This is a genomic window from Micromonospora sp. NPDC000121, from assembly GCF_042899165.1.
In the GTDB taxonomy this organism is placed as follows: Bacteria; Actinomycetota; Actinomycetes; order Mycobacteriales; family Micromonosporaceae; genus Micromonospora.
Genome location: NZ_JBIAZP010000002.1, coordinates 682,552 through 702,556, shown reverse-complemented (window position 1 = coordinate 702,556; position 20,005 = coordinate 682,552). Strand labels below are relative to the sequence as shown.

Annotated in this window: 31 protein-coding genes; 29 read left to right on the top strand and 2 right to left on the bottom strand. The window is 69.2% G+C overall.

The window, feature by feature from the left end; translation table 11 throughout:
- The 29 genes from ACFY23_RS09740 (at position 1) to ACFY23_RS09600 (ending at position 17,334) form a co-directional block, all read left to right on the top strand.
- Entirely contained in the window at positions 1-357 is a 357-nt protein-coding gene (locus tag ACFY23_RS09740; protein ID WP_350676069.1) for a VRR-NUC domain-containing protein, read from the top strand.
- Positions 350-568, top strand: a complete 219-nt coding sequence (locus ACFY23_RS09735) for a hypothetical protein (protein ID WP_350676072.1) — start codon at positions 350-352, stop codon at positions 566-568. Before ACFY23_RS09740 ends, ACFY23_RS09735 begins: the two co-directional genes overlap by 8 nt.
- On the top strand, positions 561-1,706 hold the full coding sequence (locus tag ACFY23_RS09730) for a phage Gp37/Gp68 family protein (protein WP_350676074.1): 1,146 nt from the start codon (positions 561-563) through the stop codon (positions 1,704-1,706). The genes ACFY23_RS09735 and ACFY23_RS09730 overlap by 8 nt, the downstream gene beginning before the upstream one ends.
- Entirely contained in the window at positions 1,703-2,065 is a 363-nt protein-coding gene (locus ACFY23_RS09725) for a DUF4326 domain-containing protein (RefSeq protein WP_350676077.1), read from the top strand. Before ACFY23_RS09730 ends, ACFY23_RS09725 begins: the two co-directional genes overlap by 4 nt.
- A 29-nt stretch (positions 2,066-2,094) precedes the next feature.
- A complete protein-coding gene (locus ACFY23_RS09720; RefSeq protein WP_350676512.1) occupies positions 2,095-2,361 on the top strand; it encodes a WhiB family transcriptional regulator in 267 nt (88 codons plus the stop codon).
- On the top strand, positions 2,358-2,675 hold the full coding sequence (locus ACFY23_RS09715; RefSeq protein WP_350676079.1) for a hypothetical protein: 318 nt from the start codon (positions 2,358-2,360) through the stop codon (positions 2,673-2,675). Before ACFY23_RS09720 ends, ACFY23_RS09715 begins: the two co-directional genes overlap by 4 nt.
- Positions 2,676-3,242, top strand: a complete 567-nt coding sequence (locus ACFY23_RS09710) for a helix-turn-helix transcriptional regulator (RefSeq protein ID WP_350676082.1) — start codon at positions 2,676-2,678, stop codon at positions 3,240-3,242.
- Positions 3,239-4,018 (top strand): FAD-dependent thymidylate synthase, encoded by a 780-nt coding sequence (gene thyX / locus ACFY23_RS09705; protein ID WP_350676084.1) that lies wholly within the window; start codon positions 3,239-3,241, stop codon positions 4,016-4,018. The genes ACFY23_RS09710 and thyX overlap by 4 nt, the downstream gene beginning before the upstream one ends.
- Position 4,019: 1 nt before the next feature.
- Positions 4,020-4,613 carry a dCTP deaminase gene (gene dcd, locus ACFY23_RS09700; protein ID WP_350676087.1) on the top strand — a complete coding sequence of 198 codons (594 nt, stop codon included), beginning with the start codon at positions 4,020-4,022 and terminating at the stop codon, positions 4,611-4,613.
- Positions 4,610-5,752, top strand: coding sequence for a DNA polymerase III subunit beta (dnaN, locus tag ACFY23_RS09695; RefSeq protein WP_350676089.1), 1,143 nt, complete (start codon positions 4,610-4,612; stop codon positions 5,750-5,752). Before dcd ends, dnaN begins: the two co-directional genes overlap by 4 nt.
- Positions 5,752-6,459 carry a hypothetical protein gene (locus tag ACFY23_RS09690; protein ID WP_350676091.1) on the top strand — a complete coding sequence of 236 codons (708 nt, stop codon included), beginning with the start codon at positions 5,752-5,754 and terminating at the stop codon, positions 6,457-6,459. The genes dnaN and ACFY23_RS09690 overlap by 1 nt, the downstream gene beginning before the upstream one ends.
- 1 nt (position 6,460) lies before the next feature.
- Positions 6,461-6,943, top strand: a complete 483-nt coding sequence (locus ACFY23_RS09685; protein ID WP_350676093.1) for a single-stranded DNA-binding protein — start codon at positions 6,461-6,463, stop codon at positions 6,941-6,943.
- Between the two features lie 81 nt (positions 6,944-7,024).
- Positions 7,025-7,630, top strand: a complete 606-nt coding sequence (locus ACFY23_RS09680) for a hypothetical protein (protein WP_350676095.1) — start codon at positions 7,025-7,027, stop codon at positions 7,628-7,630.
- 149 nt (positions 7,631-7,779) lie between these two features.
- Positions 7,780-7,986: a hypothetical protein gene (locus ACFY23_RS09675; protein ID WP_350819023.1), complete on the top strand. Its 207-nt coding sequence runs from the start codon at positions 7,780-7,782 to the stop codon at positions 7,984-7,986.
- 95 nt (positions 7,987-8,081) lie between these two features.
- Positions 8,082-9,086, top strand: coding sequence for a hypothetical protein (locus ACFY23_RS09670; protein WP_350676100.1), 1,005 nt, complete (start codon positions 8,082-8,084; stop codon positions 9,084-9,086).
- A gap of 20 nt (positions 9,087-9,106) precedes the next feature.
- Positions 9,107-9,283 carry a hypothetical protein gene (locus ACFY23_RS09665; protein WP_350676102.1) on the top strand — a complete coding sequence of 59 codons (177 nt, stop codon included), beginning with the start codon at positions 9,107-9,109 and terminating at the stop codon, positions 9,281-9,283.
- Positions 9,280-9,726 carry a hypothetical protein gene (locus ACFY23_RS09660; protein WP_350676105.1) on the top strand — a complete coding sequence of 149 codons (447 nt, stop codon included), beginning with the start codon at positions 9,280-9,282 and terminating at the stop codon, positions 9,724-9,726. Before ACFY23_RS09665 ends, ACFY23_RS09660 begins: the two co-directional genes overlap by 4 nt.
- A gap of 29 nt (positions 9,727-9,755) precedes the next feature.
- Positions 9,756-11,117 (top strand): replicative DNA helicase, encoded by a 1,362-nt coding sequence (gene dnaB / locus ACFY23_RS09655; protein WP_350676514.1) that lies wholly within the window; start codon positions 9,756-9,758, stop codon positions 11,115-11,117.
- Positions 11,118-11,126: 9 nt separating this feature from the next.
- Positions 11,127-11,327 carry a hypothetical protein gene (locus ACFY23_RS09650; RefSeq protein ID WP_350676107.1) on the top strand — a complete coding sequence of 67 codons (201 nt, stop codon included), beginning with the start codon at positions 11,127-11,129 and terminating at the stop codon, positions 11,325-11,327.
- On the top strand, positions 11,324-11,593 hold the full coding sequence (locus ACFY23_RS09645; RefSeq protein ID WP_350676109.1) for a hypothetical protein: 270 nt from the start codon (positions 11,324-11,326) through the stop codon (positions 11,591-11,593). The genes ACFY23_RS09650 and ACFY23_RS09645 overlap by 4 nt, the downstream gene beginning before the upstream one ends.
- Positions 11,590-12,333: a hypothetical protein gene (locus ACFY23_RS09640; RefSeq protein ID WP_350676111.1), complete on the top strand. Its 744-nt coding sequence runs from the start codon at positions 11,590-11,592 to the stop codon at positions 12,331-12,333. Before ACFY23_RS09645 ends, ACFY23_RS09640 begins: the two co-directional genes overlap by 4 nt.
- Positions 12,330-12,974 (top strand): hypothetical protein, encoded by a 645-nt coding sequence (locus ACFY23_RS09635; RefSeq protein WP_350819025.1) that lies wholly within the window; start codon positions 12,330-12,332, stop codon positions 12,972-12,974. The genes ACFY23_RS09640 and ACFY23_RS09635 overlap by 4 nt, the downstream gene beginning before the upstream one ends.
- Positions 12,955-13,155: a hypothetical protein gene (locus ACFY23_RS09630; protein WP_350676115.1), complete on the top strand. Its 201-nt coding sequence runs from the start codon at positions 12,955-12,957 to the stop codon at positions 13,153-13,155. The genes ACFY23_RS09635 and ACFY23_RS09630 overlap by 20 nt, the downstream gene beginning before the upstream one ends.
- The gene (locus tag ACFY23_RS09625; protein ID WP_350676117.1) at positions 13,152-13,850 is read left to right on the top strand and encodes a hypothetical protein; all 699 of its coding nucleotides are present in this window, start codon (positions 13,152-13,154) and stop codon (positions 13,848-13,850) included. The genes ACFY23_RS09630 and ACFY23_RS09625 overlap by 4 nt, the downstream gene beginning before the upstream one ends.
- Complete coding sequence (locus ACFY23_RS09620; RefSeq protein ID WP_350676119.1) at positions 13,847-14,131, top strand: hypothetical protein; 285 nt, start codon at positions 13,847-13,849, stop codon at positions 14,129-14,131. The genes ACFY23_RS09625 and ACFY23_RS09620 overlap by 4 nt, the downstream gene beginning before the upstream one ends.
- Entirely contained in the window at positions 14,124-14,558 is a 435-nt protein-coding gene (locus tag ACFY23_RS09615; RefSeq protein WP_350676122.1) for a hypothetical protein, read from the top strand. The genes ACFY23_RS09620 and ACFY23_RS09615 overlap by 8 nt, the downstream gene beginning before the upstream one ends.
- The gene (locus ACFY23_RS09610) at positions 14,555-14,923 is read left to right on the top strand and encodes a hypothetical protein (RefSeq protein ID WP_350676124.1); all 369 of its coding nucleotides are present in this window, start codon (positions 14,555-14,557) and stop codon (positions 14,921-14,923) included. The genes ACFY23_RS09615 and ACFY23_RS09610 overlap by 4 nt, the downstream gene beginning before the upstream one ends.
- A 284-nt stretch (positions 14,924-15,207) precedes the next feature.
- Positions 15,208-16,278: a hypothetical protein gene (locus ACFY23_RS09605; protein WP_350676126.1), complete on the top strand. Its 1,071-nt coding sequence runs from the start codon at positions 15,208-15,210 to the stop codon at positions 16,276-16,278.
- A gap of 303 nt (positions 16,279-16,581) precedes the next feature.
- A complete protein-coding gene (locus ACFY23_RS09600) occupies positions 16,582-17,334 on the top strand; it encodes a hypothetical protein (protein ID WP_350676129.1) in 753 nt (250 codons plus the stop codon).
- Positions 17,335-17,402: 68 nt separating this feature from the next.
- On the opposite strand, the gene ACFY23_RS09595 is transcribed toward ACFY23_RS09600, so the two are convergent.
- The gene (locus ACFY23_RS09595; RefSeq protein WP_350676131.1) at positions 17,403-19,007 is read right to left on the bottom strand and encodes a TROVE domain-containing protein; all 1,605 of its coding nucleotides are present in this window, start codon (positions 19,005-19,007) and stop codon (positions 17,403-17,405) included.
- A gap of 559 nt (positions 19,008-19,566) precedes the next feature.
- Positions 19,567-19,941, bottom strand: coding sequence for a hypothetical protein (locus ACFY23_RS09590; protein ID WP_350676133.1), 375 nt, complete (start codon positions 19,939-19,941; stop codon positions 19,567-19,569).
- Positions 19,942-20,005 lie beyond the last annotated feature (64 nt).

The following is a 20,005-nucleotide window of genomic DNA, read 5'->3' as shown; positions in this document are numbered from 1 at the left end:
ATGAGCGAGGAAGACCTGCAACGGCAGATCATCAACCTCGCCCGCCTCTACAACATCAAGGTCGCGCACTTCCCCCCGTCCAAGTCCGTGGCGGGTAAGTGGATGACGGCTGTGGCCGCCGACGCCAAGGGTTACCCCGACCTCACCCTCGTCGGCACCCGCGTCCTGTTCCGGGAGAACAAGACCGACCGGGGGACGCTCAGCCCCGAGCAGAAGCAGTGGATCGCCGACCTGCGGGCGGCCGGCGCCGACGTGGACGTGTGGCGTCCCCGCGACTGGCACTCCGGGCGAATCCGCGCCGAGTTGGAAGCCATCCGGGTTCGTCCCGGCCAGCGGACGGAGAAGGCCAGTGCCTGACCTCGCCGACGTTGAAGCCGCCCGCACCCGGCTGCCGTTCATCACCTCCGCCGGCGACACCGTCTCCATCAGCGGCGGCGTCATCTACCTCAACGCCCGGCCGCTCCCCCTGCTCGACGTTCTCGACCTGTCCGCGGCGCTCGCCCGCGCATTCAACGAGACCGTCGCCAACCACACCACCACCAACCGGAAGGAGGCCGTCCGTGGCTGATACCAGCATCGAGTGGGCCGACAAGACCTGGAACCCGCTGCTCGGCTGCGAGCGGGTCACCGCCGGGTGTGACAGCTGCTACGCCATCACCACGGCCACCATCCGCGCCAACAACCCGCACCCGAAGGTCGCCGAGGCGTTCGCCGGCCTCACCACCCGCCGATTCGGTCGCCTCGACTGGACGGGACGCATCAACCTGCTGCCCGACCGGCTCACGCAGCCGCTCGGCTGGAAGAAGCCGCAGCGGATCTTCGTCAACTCGCAGAGCGACCTGTTCCACAAGGACGTACCCACCGAGTTCATCGCCCAGGTGTTCGCCGTCATGGCCGTCGCGGAGCGGCACACGTTCCAGCTGCTCACCAAGCGGCACGGCCGGATGCGGTCACTGCTCAACGACGAGGCGTTCAAGAACCAGGTGGCGCTCAAGATGATCGACCTGACGGTGTCCGCCGACGACCCAGGCAGCCGCCGACCGGTTGTCGCATGGCCGCTGCCAAACCTGCACGTCGGTGTGTCGGTGGAGGATCAGAAGACCGCCGACCTGCGGATCCCCGCCCTGCTCGACACGCCCGCCGCCGTGCGGTGGCTGTCCTGCGAACCGCTGCTCGGGCCGGTGAAGCTGCCGCTGCTCGCCGAGGCGGACGGCTGCACCTGCGGTGGGTACGGCCCGCCGTACTACGTGCACCAGCCGCGCTGCGGTTGGGAGCCCGGCCCGGCGTGGGGCCAGCTGCACTGGGTGGTCGTCGGCGGAGAGACCGGCGCAAAGGCGCGACCCATGCACCCGGACTGGGCGCGCAGCCTTCGCGACCAGTGCACCGATGCCGAGGTGCCGTTCTTCTTCAAGCAGTGGGGCGACCACCTGCCCGTCCGGGTCGAGAAGGACTCCAACTTCGCTGGTGGCCGCTACTTCAAGCACCCCAATGGTGGGCGCTACGCCGCGACGATCCGTGAGCGCTCCACCAAGGCGTTCCACCCCGGCGTCACCCGGGCGATGCGCGCCGGTGACGTAAACGGCCTCGGGCACATGCTCGATGACGACACGATCGCCGTCCGCGTCGGCAAGAAGCGCGCGGGGCGGCTGCTGGACGGCCGCGAGTGGAACGAGTTCCCGGCCGAGCGTACGGCGGTGACCGCGTGAGCCCGCAGCGGATCCAGCGCAAGCGCACCAAGGGCTGGAAGAAGCCCGCCAACACCGTCATCGTTGACCGCACCTCCCGGTGGGGTAACCCCTTCCGCGTCGCCGACTGCCTCGACGCCATGCTCGCCGAGACCGACGCCGACGCCCGCAAAGTGTGCGTTGAGGCGTACGACAGGTGGCTGGACGGCGAACCCGAGTACGCCAGCGTTGAGCCTGAGCGCCGGGCGTGGATCCTCGCCAACCTGGACCAGCTCACCGGGCGGAATGTCGCCTGCCCGTGCGCGCCGGATGAACTCTGCCACGGTGACACGCTGATCCGTCGCGCTTGCCGCCGGACCGTGAAGGCGGTGACCGCGTGAGCCACCGCGGATCGTTCTCCTTCACCAACATCCGGCTCGCCCCCGGTGACGACGATCACTGGCAGGCCCGTGGCGTCTGCAAGGACTACGACCCGGACCTGCACTTCCCGATCGGCACGTCCGGGCCGGCGCTGCTCCAAACCGAGCAGGCCAAAGCGAACTGCCGCCGCTGTCCCGTCGTGGACCAGTGCCTCCAGTGGGCGCTCGACTCCGGCGAGGCCGGGGTGTGGGGCAACACCACCGAAGACGAGCGGCGGGCCATCAACCGGCGCGGCTCGCACGTCCTGGCCGCATGACCACCAGCAGCACGGCCCGCCGTCACCCGGCGGCGGGCCCCAACCCCCGAGAGAACGGCACCGTGAACGACAACGACCTGCACCACCTGTTCGATCTCATCCGTGACGACAAGGTCCGCTTCGCCAACTGGCGGCACACGGACACCGGCGGCGTCGACATTGACGACCTCGTGTACGCGGCCGAAGCCAAAGGGCTGATCACCGTGTACCCCAACGGAGTCCTCAAGCCCACTGGGAAGGGCCGGGCGTGGCGGGATCGCAACCACAGGCCCGGACCGGTGAATGTCGTCTTCTCGCAGGCGGAGGTGGCCTGAATGCGCGCCCCCACCGACCTGCACCCCGACGACCTCGCCTACCGCATCGGGCTGCGGGACCTGCTCATCGCCCGCCGCGTCGAACTCGACTACAGCCAGACGCAGCTCGCCGACGTGATGGGTGTCCCCCAGTCCACGGTCGCCCGCTTCGAGGTCGGCCAGCCGTGGCGGGTTGAGCGCACCCAAGACATCGCGTACGCCCTCCGGCTGCGGGTGGTCATGTACCCCCACAACCTGCCCGGCGGCCCGTACGAGGTGGCCGACGTGGACCCGCGGATGCCCGCCCAGCAGCAGCACCTCGTGGACCGGCAGAACCTGGTCCGCGCTCTGGTCGACGCCCGCGAGGCATGCCACGTCACGCAGACCGCGCTGGCGGCCAGCCTCGGCATCCACGTCAACGTTCTCGGCCGGTTCGAGACCAACACCACCGGCCGGCTGATGCTCGCCAACTGCCAGCGCTACCTGCGTGCCCTCGGCGGCGAACTGTGGATCGGCGCCGACGCGCTCGACCCGGACGGCTCCGTCCTCTCACCTCTTCTCGCACTCACCGGGAGCACCGCCGCATGACCGAAATCGTTCAGCCCACCGCCCGCCTGGTCGCGTGGACGCACTTTGATGCTGCCGCCGCGAAGGACGCCACCGCCGACGGGGACTTCCCGGGCTGGCACACCGACGCGAAGGGCGGCCAAGCCCTGGCCGAGTTCGCGGGTCGCGCCTGCTTCCAGTCCTGGAAGAAGCCGAACCCGGCCACGTCCACCAACGCTGGCTACCTCGCGCACATCCTGGAGGTCGGGCACCTCAGCGTGTTGGAGCATGGCAGCGCGTCGTTCTACTTCACTGGCGTCTCGCGGTCGTTCACGCACGAGCTGATCCGGCACCGCCACTTCTCCTACTCGCAGCTCTCCCAGCGGTACGTGCCGGAGCGCGACGCCGCCATGGTCGAGCCGGACGTCATCGCCCAGGACCCGGAGCTGCACAAGAGGTTCGTGGAAGCCTCTGAGGCTAGCCTGCGCGCGTACAACGATCTGCTGGTCGGGCTGGAGGCCAAGTTCACCGACGAGCCCAACCCGACGCTGCGGCGCAAGCAGGCACGGCAGGCGGCCCGGTCCGTACTGCCCAACGCGACCGAGACCCGGATCGTGGTCACCGGCAACTACCGGGCCTGGCGGCACTTCATCGACATGCGCGCCACCGAGCACGCCGACGTGGAGATCCGCGAGCTGGCCGTCGACTGTCTGCGGCAGCTTCGCACGGTCGCCCGGAACGTGTTCGCCGACTACGAGATCACGCTGCTGCCCGACGGCACCGAGGTCGCGGCCAGCCCGCACGCCGAGGTGAGCTGACATGCTGCTCTGCGACACCGACCTTGCCCGCGCTATCGGCGACCGACGGCTCACCATCACCCCACAGCCGTCCCTGATCCAGCCGTCATCCATCGATGTCCGGTTGGACCGGCACCTGCTCGTGTGGCCTGCCGGGGGCGTAGTCGACCCGGCTGCGGAAAACCCGATGCTGCCTGCCGACATGAACGACATGGGCGGCACCTACCCTCTCGCCCCCGGCCAGATGGTGCTCGCCTCGACGGTCGAACACATCACCCTCGACGCGACCCTCGCGGCCCGGATAGAGGGCAAGTCGAGCCTCGGCCGCCTCGGGCTGGCCACCCACGTCACCGCGGGCTTCATCGATCCAGGCTTCTCCGGGCATGTGACGTTGGAGCTCGTCAACCTAGCGCCCCGGCCGCTGCTTCTGCACGCCGGCATGCGCATCGGACAACTGTGCGTGTTTCAGCTGTCCGGCCCCGCCCAGTGGCCGTACGGGGCAGACGGCCTCGGCTCCCACTACCAGGGGCAGCGCGGACCGACCGCGTCCCGCTCCCACATCAACTTCCGCACCTGGCCCACCACGGCCCAGCCGACCGAAGGAGCCCGCCCATGAAACTGACCGTCGAGCGTGACGCCCTCGCAGACGCCGTCAACAGCGCCGCGAAAGCCCTCCCGAACCGGCCGTCCGTGCCCGTCCTCGCCGGGGTAAAACTCGCCACCACCGAAGACGGAGTTACCGTCAGCTCGTTCGACTACGAAGTGTCGACCGAGATGCACGTCCGCGGCACCGTCGCCGACCCCGGCAGTGTCCTGGTGTCCGGCCGGCTGCTCGCCGAAATCACGAAGGCGGTACCGGCGAAACCCATCAGCCTCGCAACGGCCGGCACCCACCTGGAACTGGTGTGCGGCAGCGCCCGGTTCACGCTGCCCACCATGCCGGTAGAGGACTACCCGGCCCTGCCGGACATGCCGGCCCCCGCAGGCACCGTGGACGCCGCCGCGTTCGCTACGGCGGTAGCCCAGGTGGCTGTGGCCGCCGGCCGCGACGAAACCCTGCCAATGATGACCGGCGTTCGCATCGAACTGTCCGGCAACACCCTGGCGATGCTCGCCACCGACCGATACCGGCTCGCCGTGCGGGAAATGCAGTGGAACCCGGACAACCCGGAGGTGAACATCAACGCCCTCATGCCGGCCCGAACCCTCCACGACACCGCGAAAGCCCTCGGCCCGCTCGGCGGCCACGTCACCATCGCCCTGTCGCAGGGCGCCGCCGGCGAAGGGATGATCGGATTCGCGCGGGACACCCGCCGCACCACCTCCCGGCTGCTCGACGGCGCCAACTATCCGCCGGTGCGGTCCCTGTTCCCGGCAGACGCACCCATGTCCGCGGTCGCGCCCGTTGCCCAACTGTTGGAGGTCGTGAAGCGGGTCGCCCTGGTTGCCGAACGCACCACCCCCGTGCTGCTCACGTTCACCCCCGGCGACGACACCCTCACCGTCGAAGCCGGCGGCACCGAGGAGGCCCGCGCCTCCGAGGCGATGGAAGCCAACTTCACCGGCGACGCCCCACTGACCATCGGCTTCAACCCCCAGTACCTAATCGACGGCCTCGCCAACCTCGGCACCAGCCACGCCCACTTTGCGTTCGTGGACGCCTTCAAACCCGCGGTCATCACCCCCGCCGACGCAGAAGGGCAGCAAACCCCCGGCTACCGGTACCTGATCATGCCGATCCGGGTGTCCCGCTGATGTTCGGCCCGAACTGCACCGCGCCGCGGCACGGCACCCTCTGGGCGTACAGCCACGACGGGTGCCGCTGCCCCGACGCGCGGGAGGAGTGGCGCATCTACAGCAAGCGGCGCCGGGAGAAGAGGAACCATCCCCGCTGCATCGACGCCACAGGATCCATCCGTCGCCTCCGGGCGTTGGTGGTCAACGGCTGGGGCTGGAAGGAACTTGGACACCACAGCGGCGAGTCCCCCCACACCGTGCGCGCCATCGCCCTCGGCAAGCACAACGCGGTCCGCGTCGCAACCGCCGCTTGGGTTCGTGACCTGTTCGCGCTGCTGTGCGACACCCCGGGTGCGTCCGAGCAGGCGAGGGAGACAGCTAGGCGGCGAGGCTGGCACCCCGCCGGCGCGTGGGACGACATCGACAACCCGGACGAGCAGCCGAACGTAGGCAACGAACACGACGACACGGTGGACGAGGTGCTGGTCCGTCGCGCCATCCACAACCCCCGTCTAGCCGCTGGCATGAACGATGCCGAGAAGGTGGAACTCGCCCGCGTGTGGCGGCAGCACCGCCTCAACCGCGGCGAGCCGTACGGCTACAAGCCGCTCGCCGCACAGTTCGGCATCAAGGAAAGCCAAGCCCAGCATCTGATACGCGCCGTCACCAAGGCGGCGCACGAACCGACTGCGGCCGGAAGCCGCATCAACCGAAAGGCGGCCTGACATGGCTGGAGACACCACGATCACTGTGATCGGCAACCTGACCGATGACCCGGAGCTGCGTTTCACCCCGTCGGGTGCGGCTGTGGCGAAGTTCCGCGTCGCCTCGACCCCCCGCTACCTCGACAAGGCCAGCGGCGAGTGGAAGGACGGCGAGCCGCTGTTCCTCGCCTGCACGGTGTGGCGGCAGGCCGCCGAGCACGTCGCGGAGTCGTTGCAGCGCGGCGCCCGCGTCATCGTGACCGGCCGGCTGCGCCAGCGGTCGTACGAGACCCGTGAGGGTGAGAAGCGCACCGTCATCGAGCTGGAGGTGGACGAGGTCGGCCCGTCGTTGCGGTACGCCACGGCGAAGGTGCAGAAGATGTCGCGCTCGTCCGGCGGGAGTGACGGCGGGTTCGGGGGCGGGGATGACCCGTGGGCGTCCGCCGCGCCTGCTCCGGCTGGACGGCAGGGCGGCGGCAACTTCGATGAGGAGCCTCCGTTCTGAGGCTGACCTGCCGTTTCTGGCGCGGCCCGACCGGCGGGCCGCGCCACACCTCCCCCCATTCAACTCGACAAGGAGCCCACCGTGACCCGACCCATCGTCTTCCTGGACTGTGAAACCACGAGCCTGCGCCCGGACCGGCGGGCGTGGGAGATCGCCCTGATCCTGCGCCGGCCCGAACATTCCGACCACGAGCGATCGTGGCTGGTCACTGTCGAAGACCTCGACCTGGGCAACGCCGACCCGCAGTCCCTCCAGGTCGGCGGGTTCTACGACCGGCACCCCGAGATCAACCCGCAGTACCAGCCGGTTCCGTTCAGTGCCCTACGCGGGCCTAGCCTCCAGCCGGAGTTCGCGGTGCTGCGCACGGTGGAGAGCCTGACACGCGGCGCCATCGTCTACGGATCGAACCCGGCGTTCGACATGGACGTGCTCGATCGGCGGATGCGCGCCAACGGCATCCTGCCGTCGTGGCACTACCGGGGCGAGTGCATAGCCACCGCCGCGAAGTGGTGGTTGAAGGGCCGGGGCCTGCCGGTACCGGAGTCGGAGAAGTCGGAGGATCTATCCCGGGCGGTAGGCGTGGACCCGACCCAGTTCGACCGGCACACCGCACTCGGCGACTGCCAGTGGACCCGTGCCATCTTCGACGTGATCAGCGCTCCTGCGCCGGCGCTGACCGGCATCTGACCGCACTAACTGGCGCGGCCCGCACTTCCCCGGCGGGCCGCGCCCACCCTCTCCGTTGAATCGAGCACGGCACCCTTGCACCCTCCGACACATCACATGTAACGTGTTGATCGTATCCACACACGCCATGCATGAGCTATGGAGGAACCGTGCCCGTCAAGCAGCTCTACTACTCGAAGCGGAAGAAGCCGCTCGTGGAGGCCGCCGAGCGCGTCGCCAGCGCCCACGACATCAGCTTCTCCCGGCTCGTCACCGACGCCCTGGAGGCGTACGTGCCGAAGATCGCCGCCAGCCCGGCCCCCACCCCGCCGGAGCGGTGGGACGAGATCGGAACGGACTCGCCCAACGCCGCCTAGCGGCCCCCCGATCACCTGGAGACACGCGCAATGGTCGACCGCAGCAAGACCTGGGAAGTCCAGCAGGCCCACCCTCGCCGGGTGGTGTCGCTCTGATGGCGTGGGTCCGGTACGACGACAACTTCGACACCAACCCGAAGGTCACCGCCGTCGTGTTCGAGGACCCGGGCGCGCTGTCGCTGCATGTGCTGGCGAACACCTGGACGAACAAGCAGAAGAAGTGGAAGGGATACGTCCCCGCACACCAGCCGGCGACGCTGCTGTGTGACCGGGAGCTGGGCTCGCGGTGGGCGACGGCGCTGGTCCGCTGGGGCCTGTGGCACGAGCGAAGCGCCATGTGCGCCGAGTGTGCCGTGGAGTATGCGGACCTGCCGGAGGACGCGGCGGGGTACGTGTTCCACAACGCGAAGGAATACCGGGCTCCGGCCCGAGACCGGGCGACGCCTGGCACTCCGGCGGAGCTGTCTGAGAAGCGCCGGGCTGCGGGCCGTCGTGGCGGTCAGGTCAGCGCGGCGAAGCGACGTCAATCCAAGCAAGGTGAAGCAAACGGCGTGAGCATCGACAGCAACTTGTCGCCTGCTGGCGTGAGCCCCGTACCCGTACCCGTACCCGGCACAACAGAACCTCCTCCGGAGGTTCTGTTCGACGCTCCGCCTTTGGCTCCGACGTCCGCAACGACCAAGAAGCAGAAGGCCGAGACCGACCGCGGCACCCGCATCCCCGAGCAGTTCGGCATCTCCAGGGAGATGCGCGGCTGGGCCGCCGAGGAGATCCCCGGCTTCGACATCGACCGCGAGTTCTTGAGGTTCCGCGACTACTGGCGTTCCCAGACGGGACAAAAGGCCGTCAGGAAGGACTGGCCTGCCGTGTTCCGCAACTGGATGCGACGCGCCTACGACGACCGCGGCCCGTCGAGACCCGGCAACGAGGTTGCGATTCAGGGTCACCGCAGCGGCCCGCCGGCCGGCTACCCGGACCGCAACGGCGTGGCCGTCCGCGACACGCAGCCGCGCCAGTCGGCGGGTGAGCGCAAGTTCCTGCGCGCCCACGAGATTGCCGACGAACTCGACGCCGAACTCGCGAACGGAGGTGTCCGGTGAGCTTAGGAGATGTTGCCCGCTTGCTCGACATCTGCGCTCTGTACGACTACCGACAGGTCGGGGCGTCCGACGTGGATGCCTGGTTCAAGGTGGTCGGCCACCTGGACTACATCGACGCGGTGAAGGCAGTAACCCGTCATTACGCCGAGTCCACCGACCGGATCATGCCGGCGCATGTGGTAGGTGGTGTCCAGTGACGCCGGGAGATGTGGCCCGCCTGCTGGGCACCTGCGCCCTGTACGACTACCGGGAGACCAGCAAGCACGACGCCGTGGCTTGGTACGCGGTCATCGGCGACCTGGACTTCGAGGAAGCCAGCGAGGCGGTGCGCCGCCACTACCGAGACTCCACCGAGCGGATCATGCCCGCGCATGTCCGCGCGATCGTCAAGCAGATCCGAGAGGAGCAGCGCCGCCTGGAGCAGCGGACGGCAACGGCAGCGTTGCCGTCGAAGTTCGAGGAAGACATGAACCGTCAGGTGCGGCTGGCGCGCGGCGGCGCGCAGGCGCGGCAGATCCTGGAACCGCTGATCGCGACGATCGCGGCCCGGCAAGAGTCCCTGCCGTCGGCGTTTCAGCAGTTGCGGGAACTGACGGCTGGTGCCGCCGACGCTGAGCTGGACCCGGAGGGACAGTCGTGACGGCCGCCCCCGTGGCTGAGGTCGTGCCGATGCCGCGCCGATCCGACGAAGACGGCCAGTTCAACCGCCGGCCGCCGTGTGACATCCCGGCGGAGCAGGCGGTGCTCGGCGGCATGATGCTGTCAAAGGACGCGTGCGGTGACGTGGCGGAGATCCTGAAAACCGAAGACTTCTACCGGCCGGTGCACGGCCCGATCTTCGACACGATCGTGCGGCTGTACAACACGGGCGTCCCCGTCGACATCGTGGCCGTTCACACCTCACTCATGGACTCCGGTGACCTGGCCCGGGTTGGCGGCCTGCCGTACCTGCACACCCTGATCGAGATGGTGCCGACCGCAGCGAACGCCGCCTACTACGCCCGCAGTGTGGCGGAGAAGGCGACGCTGCGGCGGCTGATCGAGGCAGGCATGCGGATCGTGCAGCTGGGATACGGATCCGCTGACGCGCTGCCCGCAGGGCGGAACGTCACGGACATCGTCCAGTTGTCGCAGCAGGCGGTGCTGGAAGTGACCGAGCGGGCCGTCGGCGACGACGTCGCGGTGATGGCCGACATGCTCCAACCGACCTTGGACGAAATCGAGGCGATCGGTGACCGCAAGGGCGAGATGACCGGCGTGCCGACCGGGTTCACGGACTTGGATCGGCTGCTCAATGGGCTTAGCCCAGGGCAGTTGGTGATCGTGGCGGGACGGCCGGGACTTGGAAAATCAACGGCCAGCCTCGACTTCGTCCGCAACGCGACGATCCGGGCGAAAGACGCGTCTGTGGTGTTCTCGCTGGAGATGAGCAAGGTCGAGATAATGATGCGGGTTCTGTCCGCGGAAGCCCGAGTCCCGCTGCACGTGCTTCGCTCGGGCAACCTGTCCGACGACGACTGGACGCGGCTGGCCCGCTGCATGGGTGAAATCGCCGAGGCACCGCTGTTCGTGGACGACACGCCGTCGATGAACCTGATGCAGATCCGGTCGAAGGCGATGCGACTCAAGCGTCGCCACGACCTCAAGCTGATTGTGGTCGATTACCTCCAGCTGATGACGGTGCCGAAGGCGGAGTCGCGGCAGCAGGCGGTGTCGGACCTGTCGCGCGGGTTGAAGCTGCTCGCCAAAGAGGTTGAGTGCCCGGTCATCGCGGTGTGCCAGTTGAACCGCGGGCCGGAGCAGCGCACCGACAAGCGCCCCCAGCTCAGTGATCTTCGCGAGTCGGGATCGCTAGAGCAGGACGCCGACGTGGTCATCCTGCTGCACCGCGACGACTACTACGACAAGGAGTCCTCCCGCGCCGGCGAGGCGGACTTCATCGTCGCCAAACACAGGAACGGGCCCACCGACACGGTCACCGTGGCGGCCCAGCTGCACCTGTCCCGGTTCGTTGACATGGCCATCGTGTGAGGAGGACCCGTGGACTGTGACTACTGCGGGCAGGCCACCGGCGCCGTCGCCCAGTGGGAGGTGACCGCCGGCGTGTACCCGGGCGACGGGATGACCCGCTACGTGTGCGGCCAGCACCGTGAGTCGGCTGAGGAACACGTCGGGTATGCGGGGAAGGTGCTGGTGTTCCCCACCAACCGCAGCTACATCGAGCGGAGGTTCGCCGCGTGAGCGACATCGAGAACGACGGGCAGCGGCTGGTGGCCGCGATGGAGGCGTGCGGGTTCAAGGTTGCCGGCCGTGGACGGGGGCATGTGCGGATGGGCTGGCCGGACGATCGGCCGGGCCGGGGCGGGCTGATGGTGCCGGTGGACGACACGGCGCCGGAGTTCGCAGACGACCTGGCTGCGGTGAAGGCGGACCTGCGGGACGCGTGGCGCCGCGGTGAGGCGGCCCGGCACGCGCTCAACCTGCACGCGATGGAGGTGGCCGGGTGACAGCCGAGCCGACGTTCGCTGCACTGCGCGAGTACAACCGGGTGACGGCAGCGCTCATGGCCGACCCTGAGATCACAGGTAACCTGCTGCTGCTCGGGCTGTGGCTGGCCCGCGCCACGATCCTCAAGGACCCGCCGGAAGGCGAGAACGGCTGGAACGCTGCCGACGCTGCACGGTCACTGTTCCCGCTGAGCAGTCGCCCCGCGATGGGCGGGTTCGGAGTGCGGCACGAGCAGACGACCGGCCCGAACACCTGGCGGGTGTCCGGGTTACTCAAGGAGGACATTCGCCGCTACGACTTTCGTGCGGAGCCGGGCTACTCCGCCCAACGGACGCCGTGCGGGGCTCCGACACCACGGAAGCTGGCGTGCGGGAAGCCGGAGAGTATCGGGTCGCTGTTCACGGACCCGGAGACCGGACGCCGCCACGCGGTGGGTGCGTGCCGTCAGCACGCCAACTGGTACTGGGAGCAGCAGCGGGCGAACCAGGAGGCGTGTGCGGCGGTGGAGGTGCCGCAGCCTCCGGCGAACACGGGTGGCCGGCTGGCCCGGCACATCCGTCTGGACTGGCAGAAGCTGTGGTCGACGCTGGACCCGGACTGGACGCCGCCGCCGGAGGTAGAGGCGTGGGAGCGGCCGAACCTTCGTCTCTTTGTGTCGCCTGACGTGCCGCTCGCTGAGGTGCCGACCGCCGTCACGCCCCGGCCTCGGTTCGCTGTCATCAGTGGGGGTGCGTCGTGACGGCGCCGGTGTGGGAGACGGTGATGGTGACCGGCCACCGCCCCCAGCACATGCGGAAGGAAACACACGAGTGGGTGCGCGGCGAACTTGACCGGGTCGCCGTGAAGCTGCGTGACGAGCACGCCATGGGACGCGGCTACACGGGGATGGCGCTAGGCCCCGACCAGTGGTGGGCGCGGAGCCTGCACCGCATCGACGTGCCGTTCATCGCGCACATCCCTTACCCGCAGCAGCCCGACAGGTGGCCGCAAGCCGCCCAAGCCGAATGGGTGACTCTGGTGGGGATGGCCGCCGGCGAGGTCGTGTACGGCGACCTGAACGAGGCGGCGGACAGTGACCGTCGGCGGCTGGCGACGGTGCTGCTGCACAAGCGCAACGACGGGATGCTCGCTGGTGACCCCGCGAGAAACCTGCCGGCTGCTGACGCGTGCGTGGCGGTGTGGCAGCCGTCGAAGCGTGACGGCGGCACATTCTCCGCCGTGCAGAAGGCGCACCGCCGGCGGATGTCCATCATCCTCATCAACCCGGAAGCGCGGACCACGACCATGCCGAGCCGCGACCGGCTCGCGTACCTGCTCGGCAAGAAGACCAACCACTCAACCACACCCGAGGAGCCGCGCCGTGACCACCAACCCGTTTGACCCCGACACCTGCGAACGAATCTTCCGCGCCGCCCTCGCGGCCGGCGACTTCAAGGGCGTGGAAGCAGCCCTGACCGTGATGGCGCCGCAGGACCCGCACCGCGCACAGACACTCCACGACACGCTCCAACTCGGCCTTGCGATGGCCGGCGACCGCCCGACCGCCGAGGTGAAGCCGTGACCGAGCCGGCCGCCGCTGACACCGACCCGATCGACTGGAACCGTGTCAACGCTGTTGCCGCCGCCCGGCAAGCCATCATGTGGGCGGGCGTGCCGGTGCAGGAAGCCGAGAGGTACGCGTTCCTCGCTGTGGACGCCATCGCCCACGCCGGCCTCATGCTGCCGACTGGCACTGACACCGTCGAGCAGTGGGCTTCCCGGGTGCTCCGGGACAGCGTCGTCGTGCAGGAGCCCGATGTTCCCACCGGCCGCGAGCGGGCGCTGGCCCGGATTGCGTGGCACGAGCAGAAGCGCGCCGAGGATCCCGGCTGGCGCGGCTCCGCCGAGCTCGTACGCCGACACCAGCACACCACCCCGTGGGAGCGGGCGGGAGAGTCGACCGGCGCCGACGATGTGCGCGCCATCGACGCCGCCCTGGAAGCGCTCGGCTCGATCCGAGTCAAGTTCTGGGCGTGCCCGACGCCTGGACACAGCGACCGCAAGGGTGAGGACGGGCGGCCCGTCGTCACCGTCGAGTGGGACGGCGACGTGGCCCGCTGCACCGCCGCCGGCTGCACGAACACCAACCAGCGGGTGTGCGCGGTGTGCGGGAAACCAGCCACCACCGACGACGGGATCGTCGGGGCGCGGCTGTGCGACGACCAGCAGTGCCTCACCGCGGCGTACGACCGGGCGCGGAGCGAGGCAGGCCGGTGACCAGCGCCAGCGAAGCCGCCCGACGGCAGGTGCGGGACCTGATCGCTACGCGGGTGCATGACGCCGAATGTGGCTGCGGCACGGGCCCGCAGGAATGGGCATACCGCATCGCCGACCACGTGCTCGACCTGTTCCCCGACGTTCAGGTGATGCGGGAGCACCACGGCGCCGGGCTGATCGTGCCCGTTCCGTCTCACCTGCCGGGTGGCATGTCCGCGACGCATTACCGACTGTTCCTGTCCACCGCGCCCACCCCCATTGAGGAGGCCGACCGTGGCTGACCGATCCAGCGACATCCTGACCGCCCGGTGGACGGCCGTGCCCAACGACGAGATCGGCGGCTGGGCTGTCTCCCCCAACGGGCAAGGGCCGCTCAACGGGGGGCCGATGGCCGCCGACATGGTGTGGTCGCAGGAAATCGCGGAGCACATCGCCGACCTGCACAACCAGTGGCATGCCCAAAGGTTCGTGACCGTACGCCCGGCGACCGCAGTCGTGCGCGGTGAGCGGCACCAAGCGACCCCACTCACCGCGCCAGCCATACCCGCCACCGCCTGCCCGTCGCAGCAGCCGTGGATCTGCACCCCGCAGGACTGCCCTGGCTGCTTCAACCCGCACTGCTGGGTGATCGACGGACGCACCTGCCGCAACGGCTGCGATGTGAAACCGCGAACCAGCCCGCAGACCAATGCTGAGGAGACGTCGTGACTCAACCCGCCTACACCGACGCCGACGTGGAGATGGCCGCCCGCGCCCTGTTCGACGCTGAACAACGTCGTCTCGTAGCCAATCACGCACACCTGCGCACGCCACCGATGCACGCCCGCTGGCTGGACATGCTGCCCGAGACGCGTCGGGCATACGAGGTCCAGGCACGCGACGTACTGAACACCCTTGTCGAGCGCGGACAAGGACTCGCCCCGGTCATCGCCCACCAGTGGTCGGTGCGCTACCCAGACGGGTTCGTGGACGGCGGCAGCTTCACCGAAGCCGGTGCGCGGCAGCGTGCAGCGGAACTCGGCGGTGAGGTCGTCTACCGCGCCGTTGGCCCCTGGGCGACCGCACCGGTTTGACGGATGGACGCAATGACGGAGCCGCTGCTGCCGGGCGCACTCCCCCGCCAATGCTCCTGCTGCCACCGGCCGGTCCCGACAGGGCGGGTGTACGGGCCAGGGTTTGGGGAGAAGTGCGCGCGGCGGCGCGGACTCATCCCACCCCGGCAACCGCGCATCGCCCAGCCCGCCGCCGCGGCGCAGGACGGGCCGGACCTGTTCGACGCGGCAAACCAACCCGAACACCTCATAGATGAGGGATCATCAGGCATCATGTACGCGGTGTCACCACACGGAGGGCAGGCATGAGTCTTCTCGACCAGATCGACCGGGCGATCGACGGGCTATGCCCGTGCGGCGCCGAACCGCGGGAAGGGTCGGCGTACTGCGGGTCGGACTGCGAACCCACCCACATCTCAAACGACACCGACGAACGCGACACTGGTTGGCTGTCCACGCCGATGCGGTGGCGGCCCGACTTGGTGACGGCCTCTGATGACACCGACCTGATCCCGCTCGGGTCGGAAACGCACGGCTACACGGGCCGCTTCAACGCGCAGGTGTACGAGCGGGCGTCAGACCCGGCGGTGTGGCATCTGCGGCTGGACGACGGCCACCGCTTCGTCGGCGTCGACCTCCCGAACGTAGGCGGCCGGCAGGACCCGATCACGGACGAACTGGTCGGGCGTGTGCGTGAGGCGTGGCAGCGGCTGGAGCAGGAACTGACCGACCCAGCGAAGGGTTACGACCCGTGGGCGGGCTGGTCCGACGTGGGATACATCGATGAGACCGAAGACCCGTGGGCCGACGTGATGGCCGCTGCGCTCTCGCACGGCCAGGCCGTGGTGGTTGTTCGCCCGTCCAGCGACGAACTGATGGCCGAACTGGCAGGGTACCGTCCGGCCATCACCCGAGCGCGCCGCGCCTTCCACAACCAGCCGGTGCATGCTGTGGACGTGTCAGCGGGCAGCCTCGCCGCTGTCGTCCGGGCGTCGCGGGAAAGCCTCCGGCCTGTAGCCGAAGCGGCAGAGCAGTTCTTGCGGCAGTGGGGCGGGCAGTTGTCCGCCTGGCAGCGAGACATGGTCGAGCAGATAATGGCGATGCAGGTCAGCCAGCCGCGCCGGTTCGGCGTGTCGGCCGCCGTGCAAGCGCAGTTCGTGCGGCTCGGCTTCCGCCCGCTGGTGAACGGCCGCGAGGCCGCCATCCTGGCCGAGCACGGGCTGCGGGAGGGAGTCGACTTCGCTCGCTGCCCCGCCGCACCGGAACGGGATGAGCCGCTGGACGACCCGATGTTGCGGGCGATCGAAGCGAAGAAGCGGCGCAACACCGGCCCGCCGAAGGACCGGCTCGACGGCCGGCGCCGTCGGCGCAGATAGACGACGGCGGCGGTCGGACTGCCCATCCGACCGCCGCCTACCGTGCCCCCTCGCGACCCCCGCGAAGTTCCCCGTCAGCGTACCCACCGTGAACGGAGAACGACCACCATGCCGGCCTGCCCCACGAACTGCGGCTGCCACACCGGCGGCTTAGACGCTGCCTGCACCACACCCGGCGGATGCGGGTCGGCCGGCTGCGGCCGAACCCTCTGCGACCTCTGCGACGTTTTCCGACCCAACCTCGCTGCCCGGCAGCCGGAACACCCGCCGGTGTGTGAAGGCTGCCGACAGCGGTTCGACCTGATGATCCGCGACCTGTACGGGCTGCACGAGCGGCTACTGAACCCGGAACCCGTGGAAGCCGACCGACGCCGCTACCAGGTGCTCGACCAGCAGGGCAGACGCGAAACCCGCTGGGCTGACCCGCTCGCCCCCATCGGAGGCGTCGGCGCCATCCCCGGCCGCACCAACCAGCCACACGTGTCCGGCAGCCGACAACGATCCGTGCCGATCAACCTAGACACCGTCGACCTGACCGCACCCGCCCGCGTACCCAACCCCACCGACGTTGCCCGGCAGTGGCCCGGCGACCAGATCGGCCACCTGTCCGTCGCCTCCCGCCTCTACGAAATCGTCAGGGACTGGCGGGACACCCTGTGGCCCGACCAGCATCTGCCCGTCGCCACCGTCCCCGAACTGGTGGCGTGGATCCGCGCCGGCTCCACCGACGACACGCCCGGAACACGCATCCAAGACGCCTGCGACCGGCATCCCAGCATTGCGGCCACCGCAGCGGAACTGTGGGAGTTGCGGGGCTGGCTGCGCGGCGCCGTCGGCGACACCGACCCGGCACCGCGTCGGTGGATCGGTGTCGCCTGCGGCAAGTGCCGGGAGGTGTCGCGGCTGGCCCGTGAGGGCGGCGAGGAGTACGCCGAGTGCGGCAACTGTGGGCAGATGTACAGCGAGACGGAGGTGGCGGAACTCGTCGCCGGGCAGGCAGGCGAGCAGCGGGATGCCCGCAGCCCCGAGCAGGTCGCCGAACTGTTGCGGCGGTAGAACGAACGAAGACGCGCCGGCTGCCACCCCGTGGAAGGGATGGCAGCCGGCGCGTCGTGTGCGGTCGGTCAGAACGGGCCGAAGATGGCGTCCCAGTCGGCGTTGCGGCCCGCCTCGATGAGCGGGATCATGCGGAACGCGGCGTCGGAGAGCCCCCCGAACGTGTGCCGGTTACGCGACCCTGACGGGGCGTGGCCGTGCTGGTAGCCCGCCAAGTTCCACGTGTACATCGGCACCTGATCCGGCACCGACCGGGACACGTTGCCGCCCACGGTGGCCTGCTCGTCGGTCAGCACGACCACCCGGTCGTGACCGGCGAAGTGCTTGCTCAACGCCGCCGCAGTGTCGGTGCCCCCGCCGATGAACCAGCCGCCGGTCTTCCACCGCTCGATTGAGCGCAGCAGCGACTCACCGTCCTGCGTCGGGAACACCTTCGTCGCGACGCCCGTCGGGTCGCCCCACATCCGGCCGGAGAACGACACGACGTCCGCGGTGTCGCAGCGCTGGGCGAGCGCCACCCCGAAGATGACCGCAGCGTCCCACCGCATGAGGGTGCCATCCTTGGAGAAGCCGGCGTTCATGCTGCCCGACGTGTCCACCATGACCAGCGTCCGACCGGGCAGGGACGGAATGTTGCCCAGCGCGTAGCCCAGGGCCTGCTCCAGCGGGTACGACCAGCGAAGCGACGGCGCCGCCCGGTACGCCGACAGGAACCGCATCGGCATCTGCCGCGACCTCACGACCTGCTGCGGGTCGGCCAGCCGCGCCGCCACGGTCTGCGCCACCTCGTCGGACACGCCGGCTTGGTCGAAGTTACGCAGGTTGCGCAGCAGCGCCATGTAGCCCATCGACGGGATCAGTGCCTCCCACAACCTCGCCTTGTCGACCTTTGACCCGGCGAGGGACAGCACGTCCTCCCAGGTCATGCCGGCCCGTTGGAGCTTGCCCGCGTCGAGCAGGCGCGACGGGTCCTCAGCGGCGAACTCGCGGAGGGTCGCGTTGTACGCCAGCGTCGGAAGCAGATCCGCGTCGACCGCCCACCCGCGGTTGTGCCGTCGGTTCAACGCCTCCGCGAACAGGGCACCGCGCCACCGGGCGTCGGCGACCGGGTGCACGAGATCGATCACGTCACCGAACCGGAAGCCATGGCTGGCGGTGTCGTACTTGAGCAGCGAACGCTCCGTGTACAGGCGCAGCAGCGCGTCGGCGATGCCCCGCTTCACCGGCTTCGGGATCGCCCGGCCGTAGCGGCTGGTCCAGTAGGCCAGGGCCTCACCGGGCTCGTCGGCGCGCTGGAGCACGGACGCGACGACGGCGCGGGAGCCGGGGATGCTCGCAGTGAGCATCCCCTTCGCGGCCTCCAACGCGCCGACCAGCGACGCGGAGCGCAGGTTCGCGCCGTTGCGCAGCCAGGGCAGGAACCGGGCGGTCCAGGCCGGGTCAGCGACGGCGACCTGGCGGACCAGCCGCTCGAACCGCTCGTCACGCGCCTCGGCGGATTCGTAGAAGGTCTTCTCGCCGACCATGTTGGTGACAGCCAGCAGAAACAGTTCGGACTTGGCGTCACGGGCGTAGCCGGGGCCGCCCTCGTGGGTGGTGCCGGTCGGCCGCGTGTCGGCGACGATCGGCGAGACGCCTGACGGTCGGGTGGCGGTGGAGTTGAACTTGGACATGAAGAAACTCCCTTCCGTGAGGAGGGGAGTCGCGTTCAGGTGTGATGCCCGAGATCAAGTCGGATGCGGTAACAATGCGACTTAGGCCACTCGTCCACACCGACCGAGGTCGGCGACGGGATTTGAACCCGCGTCTCACCTTTTGCGAGAGGAAGTAACCGCGTCCTGCGCACCGGGCAACACCAGAAGTTGTACTCCCCGAGATCAAAGTCGGCTGCGGTGTTGGGCCATTGCTCTGCCATCTGAGCTACGCCAGCTGAGCTGGCGGCAGGACTTGAACCTGCGACACATGGGTTTAGAAGTAACCGCTGCCTGCGCACCGGGGAGGTGCTGTTTAGTTGTGGCCTCCGAGATCAGGGCCGGCGACGGGGGTGTCCTTTACGAGAGAAGTACCCGTCGCCTTCGCACCGGAGGCGCTTCGGACACTAGCACATCACACATGACGTGTGGCAGACGCGAAAAGTCCGCCCCACCCCCGGCGCGAGGCGCGGGAGGTGGGGCGGACGTGTGGCGTCGCCGCTGGGGAGCGAGAAACGACGCCAGCCTGCGGGGCGGCGTGTCAGGCGTGGCGTTCGACGGCGCTGCCGTCGAGCACCTTGTCCTTCACCAGGCTGCCCTGCGCGGCCGACGCGGCACCGGTCGGCTTGAACAGGCCGAAGTGCACCGCGACGGCGATGCCGAAGTTGATGGCCGTGGAGTACACCACCGGGATCCACTCGAACACCGCGGCGGTGTTCTCCGCCTGGAGCCACGCGGACAGCACGGCGTTGACGGCGGACAGCAGGAGCAGCAGCACGGCCTTCGCGGAGGCGCTGGTGGAGCGGCGGGTGACCAGACCGACGAGGATCGGCAGGAGCACGGTGATGGCCAGCGACAGCAGTCCCCCGAGGTTGGGGGCGAAACCGTACACGGGCAGGGCGGGAACGTCAGACATGACCCCTCCTTGGGATCTTGGGATGCAAGGAAACTGCCCGAAGCTTGAATTGCGGTCGGGCGAA